At 43.4% G+C, this 13,319-nt stretch carries 11 protein-coding genes; 6 read left to right on the top strand and 5 right to left on the bottom strand.

The annotated features are described in order from the left end of the window. The first annotated feature begins 173 nt into the window (after window positions 1–173). Window positions 174–890, top strand: a complete 717-nt coding sequence (locus KA717_30895; GenBank protein UXE60039.1) for an SIMPL domain-containing protein — start codon at window positions 174–176, stop codon at window positions 888–890. A 69-nt stretch (window positions 891–959) separates the two neighbouring features. Beyond that, on the top strand, window positions 960–1,934 hold the full coding sequence (locus KA717_30890; protein UXE60038.1) for a hypothetical protein: 975 nt from the start codon (window positions 960–962) through the stop codon (window positions 1,932–1,934). A gap of 52 nt (window positions 1,935–1,986) precedes the next feature. Here KA717_30890 and KA717_30885 read toward each other — a convergent pair whose 3' ends face one another. The 4 genes from KA717_30885 to KA717_30870 form a co-directional block, all read right to left on the bottom strand. Further along, window positions 1,987–3,300: a recombinase family protein gene (locus KA717_30885; protein UXE60037.1), complete on the bottom strand. Its 1,314-nt coding sequence runs from the start codon at window positions 3,298–3,300 to the stop codon at window positions 1,987–1,989. A gap of 65 nt (window positions 3,301–3,365) precedes the next feature. Then, complete coding sequence (argB, locus tag KA717_30880) at window positions 3,366–4,259, bottom strand: acetylglutamate kinase (protein UXE60036.1); 894 nt, start codon at window positions 4,257–4,259, stop codon at window positions 3,366–3,368. Between the two features lie 553 nt (window positions 4,260–4,812). Continuing rightward, entirely contained in the window at window positions 4,813–4,992 is a 180-nt protein-coding gene (locus KA717_30875; protein UXE60035.1) for a hypothetical protein, read from the bottom strand. Window positions 4,993–5,485: 493 nt separating this feature from the next. After that, window positions 5,486–7,225, bottom strand: a complete 1,740-nt coding sequence (locus KA717_30870; protein ID UXE60034.1) for an FAD-dependent oxidoreductase — start codon at window positions 7,223–7,225, stop codon at window positions 5,486–5,488. Between the two features lie 109 nt (window positions 7,226–7,334). Between KA717_30870 and KA717_30865 the strand changes: the two genes are divergently transcribed. Further along, window positions 7,335–8,084, top strand: a complete 750-nt coding sequence (locus tag KA717_30865) for a Uma2 family endonuclease (protein UXE60033.1) — start codon at window positions 7,335–7,337, stop codon at window positions 8,082–8,084. Here the strand turns inward: KA717_30865 and lnt are convergent. Further along, window positions 8,061–9,671: an apolipoprotein N-acyltransferase gene (gene lnt / locus KA717_30860; GenBank protein ID UXE60032.1), complete on the bottom strand. Its 1,611-nt coding sequence runs from the start codon at window positions 9,669–9,671 to the stop codon at window positions 8,061–8,063. The genes KA717_30865 and lnt overlap by 24 nt on opposite strands. 70 nt (window positions 9,672–9,741) lie before the next feature. Between lnt and KA717_30855 the strand changes: the two genes are divergently transcribed. The 3 genes from KA717_30855 to KA717_30845 all read left to right on the top strand — a co-directional run bounded on the left by KA717_30855 (window position 9,742) and on the right by KA717_30845 (window position 12,922). After that, window positions 9,742–10,692, top strand: a complete 951-nt coding sequence (locus KA717_30855; protein ID UXE60031.1) for an ABC transporter ATP-binding protein — start codon at window positions 9,742–9,744, stop codon at window positions 10,690–10,692. A 223-nt stretch (window positions 10,693–10,915) separates the two neighbouring features. After that, window positions 10,916–12,514, top strand: a complete 1,599-nt coding sequence (locus KA717_30850; protein ID UXE60030.1) for a hypothetical protein — start codon at window positions 10,916–10,918, stop codon at window positions 12,512–12,514. Between the two features lie 33 nt (window positions 12,515–12,547). After that, entirely contained in the window at window positions 12,548–12,922 is a 375-nt protein-coding gene (locus tag KA717_30845; GenBank protein ID UXE60029.1) for a hypothetical protein, read from the top strand. Window positions 12,923–13,319: the final 397 nt, after the last annotated feature.

Genomic DNA, 13,319 nt, shown 5'->3' with positions numbered 1-13,319 from the left:
AGACCAGGATTGGGCTGTAAAAAGGAAGATGAGATCCGGATTCTCCAACGTTTTCAATAATATCCCTATTTTGTTGCTCCTTAAGGGTTTCTTAATCTTCAAGGTTAAGGTTTAGTGATATTACGGTTTCGCTAGAATGGGATAAGTGAATTTACGCCAAAATCCCAAAATCTATGATCATTTCGACCAAAATGGTTCAATCTCTCTTTTTAGCAACAACCTTAGGCTTCTTGACCCTGATTCCTCCTGCTCAGGCCGAGGATAAAGTCATCCGAACCTTAACCGTGACGGGGGAAGGGGTTGAAAATATTGCCACCAGTTTAGCCCAGGTGGAGTTAGGGGTAGAAGTCACGGCTCCGACGGCAACCGAGGTACAGCAGGATGTGGCTAAACGAACCAATGCGGTGGTGGATTTGCTGCGATCGCGGTCAGTGGAAAAGCTACAAACAACGGGCATTCAATTACAACCCAACTATGAATATGCCAACAATCAACGCAAGTTAAATGGCTATACTGGCACAAATACCGTCAGCTTTCGCCTACCCACAGAAGCAGTGGGCGGTTTATTGGATCAGTCAGTCAAGGTTGGTGCTACTCGCATTAATGGGGTGAGTTTTATGTCCGCCGAGGAAGCGATCGCCGCCGCCCAAAAAATCGCGCTCAAAAGAGCAACAGAAGATGCCCAATCCCAAGCTAATGCTGTTTTTCAAGCTCTCAACCTAACCCCCAAAGACGTGATATCTGTCCAGATTAATGGCGCGAATGTACCAATCCCCCCCCGTTTTCGTACAGATTATATGGTACAAGCAGCGGCCGCTCCGGCTCCAACTCCGGTCATTGGCGGTGATCAATCGGTGCGGGGTTCTGTCACCTTACAAATTGCCTACTAAGGTTTAACCGCTTTCTGAATTTCGTCTGACTTGAATTTTGACCAAACTTGAATTTTGACCCAATTTTCGATGAATAACCCCAATGCTCGTTTTTCTCTTTCCTCCGCTAAACGTTTCCGTCAGTGGCAATGGTGGGCGGTTCCTGGTTTTTTATTTTTGCTGGGTTTTGGGCTTTGGCAATATCAATCCCATCCTGAATGGTTAAGACAAATCAATCAGTCCCAGACACCTGCCTCCGTCCCTAATCCCCTGGGTGAAGAAGCGATCGAAAATGGTGTTCCCCTACCGCCTATCGATCCTAGCGTCACAAAAGTCCAGCCCCAAAAGTCATCCCTGTCACCCTTACTCATACCGACCAACAACCCAAATAAAGATCTTTTGGGAAATGTCCCTGGCTTACCTAAGCTAACCACTCAAACCGATGAGACTAAAAAGACGGACAATAATTCTAATCAGTCTCCCTTAATGACCAACCGAGATCCCCAAGCATCATTATTTCCCGCCTTACTAAAAAATCCGCCGTCTTCTGCCAATAATACTCGTCCCACAATTCCTTCAGCCCTTCAAAAAACAGAATTATCCAGTGAAGAAGCTAACCCTCTACAAAAATCTGTGGATGAATTTGCTCCTGTTCCCAGAAATTATAATCCTTCTCCAATAGAAACACCGGCTCGAAGTCTGCCACTGACCAATCCACCCCTTACTGCTGTCGATAATAATCGTTATTTCGGTACCAATCCTTCTAGTCAGCTTCCTCGTTCTACGAATTCAGTCAGGGAAAATAATGCCTATCCCATCGGGCAGAATTATAGTCTTCCCAACACCAATAACGGGTTAGGAGGAAGTTATGGTAATCCTAACCCCAATCTGCCTCAGAACTATGGCGGAGTAAATCCGAATAACGGCTACAATCCTAGTTCTCCTATTAATAACACTAGTCAACCCTATAGCACTGCACCCAATTCTTCCCAGAATTTTAATAATAGCCAACCGACCTATGGTTTACAGCCTGCTAAAATTCCCACATCAACTTCTGGCTATTAACAAAGATTGCTCAAAAGCAAGTTTTCGGTGTCAATTCATAGGGATTTTTTTCCTAAAATACAAACACTAATTTAATTTGCCAATCAGAATTTGTGGACTTCTTGGGTGGCGTAATTTGGATTTGGCGGATAAATTCTCGAAAGTAAAAACGCCGTTCTATTTCTGATAAATCTAGCCAGAATTGTGGTATGGCCACTGTCTTAATGATTTTCTTGAGTTCTTCGGGAGGTAATTGATCTAACTGTTGTCGTAATTGGGCAATTTCGGTTTTGAATTTGTAGATTTGCAGTTCTATTATTTGTGAATCTAAAAGACCTTGACTTTCCAAAGTGGGTAATTTTTGTATCGTTTCTTCCTTTTCCTGAATAGCGTGGCGGATGCCTTGTTTCATTTGATCCAGATTAGGTAGATTTAACTGAGCGACGGTGGCTGGTAAATCTTGACAAATTTGGCTAATAATTTTAAAGAGAATTTGCTCATAGTTAATTGCGCGACATTTCGGTTGACTCTGACAGTTGGCAGCCCGAAGATAAAGATAGGTTTTTGCCGGATTCTTTGTTTTTTGGGGTTTAACTTGACTAACGGTAAAAGAGGATTGACAGACTTGGCAAAAAACTAAACCGGCTAGGGAACGGGGGGCACTGGCTGTTCTAGCGGCAAAGTCGCTACCTCGTCGCAATAAACGATCAATTTGGGCGGCTTCTTCTCTGGATAGGATGGCGGGATGATTACCAACAATGACATCTTGATTGTGATAGCTTAAATTGCCTCGATAGACAGGATTTTTTAACCAATTATGTCCTGTTGAAACAGCAATTTTTTTGCCATAACGTTTATCCAAATAACGAATGGCTTCTCGTAAGGAAGCGTACAGTAAATAATGCTCAAAAAAATCTTTTATGATGGGGGCGGTGGTGCGATCTAAGATATAACGACCCTGTTCTCGACGATAGCCATAGGGAGCTTTCCCTGGTGGTGGTAAGCCTTGAACACGATTACGGGCATGACCCTGTTTTTGGCGTTGACGTTGCTGTTGTTGCTGAATATTTTCTAACAGTTGGAGCCATTGCGGACGGGAGGGGGGAGAGGTGGTACTGTAATCTTGTTCGATCGCAATAATTTCAATTCCCAAGGACTCTAGGGTGGTTAAGCGATCGCCGATTTGCGTCAAATTAGCCCCCAACTCCTCTAAACGACGAACCAGTAGATAATTCGGTGGAGATAATTGACAATCCTGTAATAAGTTTTCCAGTTGTTGATAATTGCCTAAGTCCACATAAACCTGATCTACTTCTACTCCCCACATAAAGCGATCGGGAGGGGATTCGAGGCAGGGATCACTATAAAGATAGGCAATAATTCGCATCGTAATAGACTCAATCGGAACTGAGAAACGAGTCCCCTACACTTCCTTTAAAAACACACCGGCATCTAGTACTTATAGCCAGAGGCCACAATCATAGAACCGATCCCCAAATCACTGAAAACTTCCAATAACAAGGCATGGGGCAACCGACCATCAATGATATGGGTTGCTCGTACTCCTTGAGCTAGGGATCTTACACAACAATTCACCTTGGGGATCATGCCGCCAGCCACCACACCTTCTTTAATTAAATCTCGGGCCTGTTGAATATCCAATTTGGTAATCAGAGTCGAAGGATCTTTGTAATCCCGTAGAATACCGCGAGTATCGGTCAGTAGGATCAACTTTTCGGCTCCCAGAGCCGCTGCCACTTCACCGGCAAAGGTATCGGCATTGATATTATAGGCCTGTCCCGACTCATCCGCCGCCACACTGGAAATCACTGGAATGTAGCCACTTTTCCCTAGGGATTCGACTAAACGCGCATTAACAGAACTGACTTCTCCCACAAAACCAATATCTTTGTTGGAGATTTGTCGAGCCGTGACCAGATTACCATCTTTACCGCAAAGACCGACGGCCTGACCGCCAGCTTGATTAATCAGAGAAACTAATTCCTTATTGACGCGACCGACTAGAACCATTTCCACCACATCCATCGTGGGGCCGTCTGTCACCCGTAAACCATCTTTGAACTTGGCTTCAATGCCTAACTTATCTAGCCAGGTATTAATTTCGGGGCCACCACCATGCACCACGACGGGCCGTACACCGACGGAAGCCATAAAGACAATATCTCGAATCACTTTATCTTTGAGAGAGCTATCCTTCATGGCCGCCCCCCCATATTTAATCACGACTGTCCGTCCGGCAAAGTGTTGAATGTAGGGTAAAGCTTCACTAAGAATCCGAACTCTAGTTGCTGCCTCTTCGCCGATGTAGTCGCTGGTATTGCTCATAGTGAATTTGAATTGGTAAAAATTTTATAACTGAGTGTTTAGTTTAAAAGAGGATGAGGCCCTGAAAACTGTTCATCGCAGACAGTTCTTAGAATTGATCCGCTCCTAAAACACTAACATTTGCTAACAAAATGGTTTTTATCTGCTTCTACCAGAGGTGACGGCACTTCTCTGTCCACAGACCTTCACGAACTGAGGCTCAGCCCGAAACCAGCAAAAATAAATTCAGAACGATTTTGCGTCGTTTCAGCGATTCACCAAATTGTCAAGAATTGTAAAGTCCTCTTGGTATAAGGTTTTCAGAGCTATCAAGTTTTGAATTTGGGATTGCTGTTCTCATCTAGACTCAAGTTCATTATCTGTTTTTTGCTTCGAGTGTTTTCCTCAAAACCCCTGAGAGGATTATGGCATTGACTTTCATTATGGCGTTGTGTTTGTTGGTGTACAGCTTGGGGCAACGTAAAATGAACTTGTTAATCCCGTTGAATTTTACCCCGTATTATGCGAACTAAAACCTGAAACCCTTGCTACAGCGCAAATTTAGAATTGCTGGTCACGCCTCTGTTTTATCATGGCTGTGGCTACACTTTTTGCCACCTCTCAAGGTCTTGCTGTCGTTGATGGAGGGCATCGTCGCTGGGTCGATACTCATTGGTTTCGCGGCAACAGTTATTTTCGGATTGGCTGTGATTGGATTAAGGTGGCTGTTCTCAATGCCTGGAATCTCATTCATTCATCAAGTCCGTTCCTCTTCTAATTTTAACTCCGAACCCTCTATGGCTTCATGCCCACAACATCGTCAGCGACTGCATCGTCTCGAATTCACTATCCACTCTTATCAGTACTTTTCTGCATAACTTTTGTCAGTCAATCAGGGTGAAGGGAAAAGCGGCGATCGCTTTTTATCGAATTGGTAAGGGGCGATCGCTGTTTAGGGATTAGGCATAAACCCAAAAAATTTCTACCTGTAAATAATTAGTTGATGGTTAGGTAAAATGAGAAAAAGCAAAAAAGCAAATTTTGGGTTGCCTGTTTTCCTGAACAAGGATTAACTCTGCCAACAGTTATCCAAGTAGCTAATACGGCCCTATTCTGTGCCAAAAATGCTGGCCGTAATCGAGTCATTATGACCGACAATAACTCGTACAATCTCCATTTGTAATGATTAGTCATAATTAGTAATAAAACTGAAAATCAAGGAAGCTTAACTAATATTCTCCTGATTTTTAATACACAATAAACCAATTTTCTGACTCATTATAATCCCCTGATAGCGTCAATTTTGTCCCGGTTTCTAGTTGTTGGAATTGAGCGTTGATCTCTGGTCTGGTTGTCACTAATTGCCAAGTTACAGTTGGTTCAAGATTAACATGAAAATGATATTCTTGTTCATTAATTTTCTCAAAAATTCCCTCATAAACTTCGCTTCCCTGAAACTGATAAGGTTGAGATACAGAGGGACAATTTCCATCTAAAGGATAGTCTTGAGGATGATCTAAGTAATAGCGTTGCCAGGTTAGCCATTCAGGGTGATCCGGCGGTAAATTGAAACAGGGAATAACGGCTGCTGGGGCCAATGAATCCGTCAATAATGCCTCTTGCAGCGATCGCACCGATAAAGCTTCCGGTTCACAGTTTTGCTCAATACATAAGGCCGCAGCCATTCCGGCGACTTGACCTATATTCATTACTAAGGGTTGCAGACGAGTACTACCATTGGCCATGTGGGAAACAGAAATATTTTTTTCACAGACTAAAAAACCTTGAATTTTTTCAGGAACCAAGGATTGATAGGGAATGGCAAAGGGAGTTCCTGTCCAATATCCGCCCCAACGTAGGGATTTAGGCGCGAGGGGAAATTCAAACCCTGGATAATGGTGATCATTGGGATAATTACCAACAGCAATACTAGAAACCTGATCTTGATAGAGCGGTAAGGGAGCAACTACACCACCGGCTTGAGGTAAAATCATCCTTTCTGTAATCGTGACTTGACCTCGTAAACGGCGACTTTCACGATAGTAGGGATGGAGAGCAAAGGCCGTAGAACGATTATTAATGGCTGGAAAGGCATCTAGAGCCAACCCCAAATTTTTACCCGTCTCCTGTTGCAAAAAATAGGCAAAATGATAACTATGTTCATAGGCTTCTTGTAAAAAGGCTTGCTTCTCTGCGGGTGTGCCAATTAACCGATTCAAATCATGGCCGTAATCATTGCCAAAAATGGGCCAGTTCAACATATATTGCTGATTCGGTAAACGTCCGTAGGTTAAAAACCGCTCTACTCCATAGTTTTTCCAAGCATCCTTAAAAAGGGTCGGATCATAGCCAGGTAAAGGAGAAATTTTGGGGGCAGGTTGATCGCCGTAATCCTGCATCAAAAATACCCAGGTGGGAGATTGTACTGGATAGCGATTGCTGACTACATTCGGTTTAATGGGGGCCGAAGGTTCATCAAATTCCGCTTGCCATTCCCAACTCCAACGGTGAGGAATATCACCCATGGCTAATAAATCCCCCAATTCTGTACCATCCAAGGTAATACAGGCTGCAATCTGATAGTCGGCAAAACGAACTCCTGTAACGCGATCGCCCTGACGTAAAACCTCCAGAGGAACCTGATCTTTAATCCAGGTTAAATTGGGTAACTGATTGGCCCATTGCTCAAAAATGCTGGCTCCTACCCTGGGCGTAAACGTAAAGAAACTTACCCAGGCATGATTTAAGCCGCCCCGTTGTTCCTGTCGCAGCGATCGCAAAAAAGCCCCCCATAATCCTGTTTGCCAAGCCGCCAATTCACTACCATCGGGAGCCGCCACTCCTGCTGAGGTTAACATTCCTCCTAGCCAGGGTGTTTCACTCACTAAAATGGTTTTTACACCTCGACGAGCCGCCTGGATTGCCGCCGCCGTGCCTCCCGTTCCTCCTCCCACCACCAACAGATCCGTTTTAAGATAACTAGGCATAAAAGCAAAGATAATACAAAATTAATTTAGAGTCGGTTAGATCCTATCATCACCAGAACTCCTATAAAATGAAACTCAGTCTTATCAGCACAGATCACGGCCAATTGCCATGACTTCCACTGTTCTTATTGAATCTCCTCCAGTTATTTCTTCACCAAATGCCCCAAACATTACTCCGGCTGTTAACCATGAGATAATTTTTCCGACGGGTGATTTCTGGAGTGATGAACCTCCCTTGGAAAGTAACTTACATCTTCGACAAATTTTAATTCTCATTCAATGTCTGGAATGGTGTTGGCAGGAACGTCAAGACTATTTTGCGGCGGGTAATCTAACCATTTATTACAGCCCTAAACAACGTAAATCAGAATTTTTTCGCGGCCCCGATTTTTTTGTTGTACTCGGTACAGAACGGAAACTAGACCGTAGAAGTTGGGTAGTTTGGCAAGAAGACGGTAAATATCCGAATGTGATTGTTGAAATTCTTTCAGACAGCACTGCCTCTGTGGATCGAGGAGAAAAAAAACAAATCTATCAGGATATTTTTCGGACTCCCAATTATTTTTGGTTTGATCCAGAAAGTCATGTCCTAGAAGGCTTTCGTCTCGTGGAAGGTCAATATCAGACGATCGCCGCCAATGAACAGGGTTGGTTATGGAGCCAGGAACTAGGTCTGTATTTGGGTGTTTATGGTCAGCAATTAAGGTATTTCACAGCAGCAGGGGATTTAGTACCGACCCCAGAGGAAGCTGCGATCTTAGCTCAACAACAGTTAGAGCAAGAACGTCAAAAACGGGAGGCCGCCGAACAAAAACTGCTGGCTCTCCAGGCACGCTTAGAAGCCTTGGGTATAGAGTAGTCCAGTTCGTACCATCCAGAAGATTAAACTCAGTATGGCTAACAGAGGCGTTAGGCGATCGCCGTAGGCAACATAGAGGGTTTGAGTTCTGCGTCGATAGATGGTGTCTAAATGCAGTTGGTAATGATTTAAGTCTGATAACCAAAGGGTTTTACCCCTGGGAGAAATAATAGCGGAATAACCTGTATTGGTTGCCCTGGCTACCCAGCGATCGCTTTCAATGGCTCGCATCACATCAAGGGCATGGTGTTGGGCTGGCATGGTAGGACTATAGTGGGCATTATTAGCACTAGAAAGTATAAATTCTCCCCCCCGTCGCGCTTGATCACGAAGACGTTCAGGAAAAGCAGATTCATAACAAATACTGACAATAGCTTGACCAAAGGAGGTCTGAAAAATCTGTTGAGGATTGCCAGGGGTTAATTCCCCCTTAAGCGGAGAAAGACGATCAATAATTTTGCCCAATAGAGCACTAAAGGGAATATATTCACCCAGGGGAACTAGTTTAACTTTATCGTAACGACCGCTTAATTTGCCGGCTCCTGTCACCGCAAACAGACTATTGGTATAGGCATCGTCTTTAGTCCCATAAGCCCCTAACCAAACCGGAATTTTAGTTTGCAAGATCGCTTGATAAAAGGCACTACTTTTCACAATATCTTCCCAAAAATAGGGTAAGGCTCCCTCCGGTGTCAGTACGACTTCTGCCCCCATTTTTGCTAGTTTTTGGTATCCCTCGGTATAACCCGCGATCGCCCTTTGCAATCCTTGAGGATAGAGTTTAATTTCATTGGGAATATTGCCCTGGATAATACCAACTTTAATGGCTTGTTGCGGATTATCCCCTAACGGCTGTTGGTAAAGCCAAAAACCGAAAAAATGCAAGCTCAGAAAAATACTGACCGGGAAACTGCTGACTAATCCCAATTGTCTCGGTGTAACTTGATGATAACGACAGAAAAAGATGATCTCGGCAATTAAACCATTCACTAAGGCGATCGCGGCGGTAACGGTACTCAATCCAGAGAATTGACCCCATTGCAAAATGAGTAAATTATGGGGACTCTGACTCGCCGCTAAAGAATTCCACCAAAGTGGCCCCGCACTGCCCAATGCTTCCAGTCCACACCAGAACGTAACCCCCCAAAGCAAACGCGCACTAATTATTAGAGCCTGCCAAAATTTTGTCCGTTCTTTTGCTCTACTTTTGGCTCTAAACTGCTGCGGCCAACTGTCCCAAAGCACTAGTCCCCAAGCCCAGAATAGGACTAGACCAACCCCAAAAAGTGTTATCAAGAACCAACAGCCTAAAGCAATGGCTAAACTAGCCAGCCAGGGAACTCCCATCCAGGTCATCGGATGAATGCCCGTAATCCAAAACAAAGACAGCCCATAATATCCCACTCCCCAAAGGATCGCCGCGATCGCCGTTTGTCTGAGTTGAGCAGGTAAAGGACGTTTTTGGGCATTGAGAATGAATAACCAGAGGGGAGCTAGGGCCAGCCAAGCCAGATAAAAAGCAGCCGTGGGAGCCATGGCCAGTCCCATCATTAGCCCCCCCACAAACACAGTCAAAAATTTAGCCACAGACCAAACAATCTCCACAGAGACAGGTTAAGCTAACGGTAGAGTAGAAGCCTAGATCAGGACAAGCCCTATGACTGAAACTGCCGCGATCGCTACCCAGGGCCTCACGAAACAATTTGAAAGACAACGGGCTGTCAATAATGTTGACCTCGAAGTAGAAACCGGCACAGTCTATGGTTTGATTGGCCCCAATGGAGCTGGAAAAACGACTTTGATGCGAATGTTGGCCATGGCCGAAGAGGCCAGCACCGGAGAAATTTATCTTTTCGGCGATCGCTTAATCAGAGGCGAGAGTAATGCCAAACTGAAACAGTATTTAGGCTATTTACCCGATGATTTTCCCCTCTACGAAGATTTAACGGTTTGGGATTATTTAGATTATTTTGCCCGTTTATATTTCTTGAAACCGCCCCTGCGTCGTCAACGCTTAGAAGAAGTTCTAGAATTAGTGCAATTAACCAGTAAACGCCATAGTCTAATTGCCCAATTATCACGGGGCATGAAACAACGTTTGAGTTTAGCCCGCACTATCATTCATTCTCCCTTACTGTTGTTATTAGATGAACCGGTTTCGGGGCTAGATCCTTTAGCAAGAATGCAGTTTCGAGAAATTATTAAGGTTCTCCAAGCCAGTGGCATGACCATTTTTATTTCTTCCCATGTTTTAAGTGATCTGGCAGAATTATGTACGGCGATCGGGATCATGGAATTAGGCTGTTTGGTGGAAAGCACCCCCCTTAGCACCCTTTATGACCGTCGTGCCGGTCGTCAATTACAAATTTCGGTGTTGGACAATTTAGAGCGGTTAATCACCGAAGTCAAACAATCTCCCTGGGTAAAAACCTGGGAATCGCTTCCTGAACACAATAGCCTGAAAATTCAGTTTTTAGGGGATACTCAAGCCAGTGCTGACTTACTGCGATCGCTGATTGGCTCTGGTTTAGCGGTAACGGAATTTCATACTATTCAGGAAGATTTAGAAGCAATCTTTTTAAAATTAGGGCATCAACAGGTTTCTTAAAAATTATTGCTTGAGAGTTATTGAATAAATTAGTCAAATTAGGAGAATTATCACTATGTCAGTCTTTCATCACCAATTCGATCAAATGCTAGATCATCTAGGAGACTGGAATCCTCAATTATTGCGAGAATTGAAAAGTCGCCTTAAAACCCGTAACCTTTGGTTATTGACAACTTTTGGTGTGATTTCTCAAGTTCTCTTTTATTTTTTCTTCCGAGGATTTTTGCCATCTTACAATCGGCTTGATCCCAATCCATTTAATCGCTACTGTCTCGGTAGTCCTCCTCCTGGCTGGAATGGTTATCAAAATTATCCGAGTCAACATCCCATTTTTAATAATTTTTGTGTCTTAGATTTATTAGGTCATAAAGTCATTAACTGGCAATTGTGGTGGCTAGATCTCTTTATTACCATTAGTTTAATTGGGATCATCACGCTGTTAGTAGCAGGCACTTTTTTATTAATTGATGATCTAGCCCAGGAAGAATCGAAGGGAACCCTTAATTTTATTCGTCTTAGTCCCCAATCAGCTCAAACTATTTTTCTGGGTAAATTACTGGGAGTGCCGATCCTCCTGTATGGATTAGCCTTGATGACTTTGCCGCTTCATCTCTGGGCAGGATGGATGGCTCAAATTTCCTTGCCTTTAATTTTGGCATTTTATCTTGTTTTATTAGCGAGTTGTGCTTTTTTCTACCATATCGCGCTATTAGTCGGCTTGATGGGTCAACGTTTAGTCGGCTTACAAACCTTTGCAACTAGTAGTTCTCTATTTCTATTTTTGTTTCTAATGACCTTGATGAGTCTTTGGAATGACGATGTGAATTTCCATAGTCCCTTAAATTGGATTAATCTTTTCTATCCGGGCCAATCTCTAGGCTATTTGGTACAGTCAACCTTTTTACCGTTTAGAACCGTTAACTATTTTTCTGAGCCAGTATTAACCAGTTTAAAATGGTATGGCCAGCCTATTTTTGCCAATGCTTGGACAGGAATAGGTTTTATGTTAATCAATTATGGTATCTGGACTTATTGGCTAACCCTAGCTATTAATCGCCGTTTTCGGAGTTCTCAAAAGTTATTTTTGAGTAAAATTCAAAGTTATGGTTTAACCTTTGCTTTCGTTATTTTAGGGCTAGGATTTGTCCCTCAAGAGGTGGGAACTCGTCAACTGTATTTTAATTTTATTATTTTCCAATTTCTGCTGTTTGGTTTTATTGCCGTTTTAATCCTGACCCTTAGTCCCGAACGTCCAATGTTACAACTTTGGGCCCGTTATCGTCATCAACAACCCGCCCAGGTTCGTCATCTCTGGCAAGATTATCTGTTAGGAGAAAAAAGCCCTGCCAATTTAGCGATCGCCGTCAATTTAGGAATTATCTTTCTCTATGTAACACCGGCTATTTTATTGTTCCCCTTAGAGAACTATCGTTGGCCCGTCTGGGGAGAATTTATCCTCGGTTTAAGTATTACCGGCGTTTATGCTGTCATTTATCAACGAATTCTGCTCTTGAATACCAGAAAACGTCAGCTATTTGCCTTAGGAGTCGTAGGGCTATTGGTGATCACCCCAATCTGGGGAGTAATCGTTTCTCACCTTCATTTACCTGCCAATGCGAATCTCTGGTTTCTCACTTTTTTACCGATGATTGCGGGGGATAATGCCTCTCCTCTTTATGCTTTGATGATCCTTTTGGGTGAATGGACAGTGATGCTAGTCTGTAGCTTAGAAATGAATCGTCATCTCCAGAAAATTGGCCGCTCCGATACCCAGCAACTTCATCAGGGACTATCCCGCAAAGCTCTCAACTTTAAGTCCTAATTTTCCATTTCTTCGCGTTATCACTATTTCCCTATGGTTTTATTAACATCTCAAGCGATCGCCCAATATCGTTCCCAATTAGCCCATATTCCCGATGCTTTGATTGCCTTAGATACCATTGAAGACTGTGAAGGTGATCTAGAGGACGCGGCTCTTTCCTTGGGCATTCAAGTGGGTCAACAACCGGATCGCAATGACTGGTTAGAGGGATTAGCCAAACGTTGTCGCGTTGCCATTTGTGAAGGGGATTTTCAAGAAGACCTATTGGCGGGAAATATTGCTGCGACGGTAGAACATTTAATCGAAAGCAAACTTTGTCATCCTCTACTCACCACTCCAATTGTGTTGTATGCCCTAGAAACTGACGTTACTAAGTTTTGTGAACCCCTGCGTTTTAAACTGACTTAGCTTGAATACAGGGTTAATCAACAGGTGAGATCCAGCCTATTGCCTAAATACAGCACAGCACTATAATACAGGTAAATCATGGTTTTGAGAAATAAAGTACGATCTTCAGCCTGGAACCTTTCAACGGATCCCAGGTCTTAGTAAACTTGGACGTTACCGAATCTGAAGGTAATGTTTTAAGGGAAGTACATGATCTTCAAATAAAGCAGAACTTTTCGTCGAGTCAATGTTGATCATTCTTCGTCCTTAATTTAGGCTGAAGGGACTTTCTGTCTAAAGGAAATTTTCAATTTCCTTGCGAATGCGGTAAGTTATTTAGCGAGAGAAGTTTATTGTCGATGTATCTGCTCTAGTTAAGAGACGACTTTTCTGGACAAACTCCCATGAAATCAACCCG

The organism is Woronichinia naegeliana WA131, from assembly GCA_025370055.1.
Classification (GTDB): Bacteria; Cyanobacteriota; Cyanobacteriia; order Cyanobacteriales; family Microcystaceae; genus Woronichinia; species Woronichinia naegeliana.
Note: the sequence above shows the minus strand (reverse complement) of the source record. Positions and strands in the feature narration are given on the sequence as shown.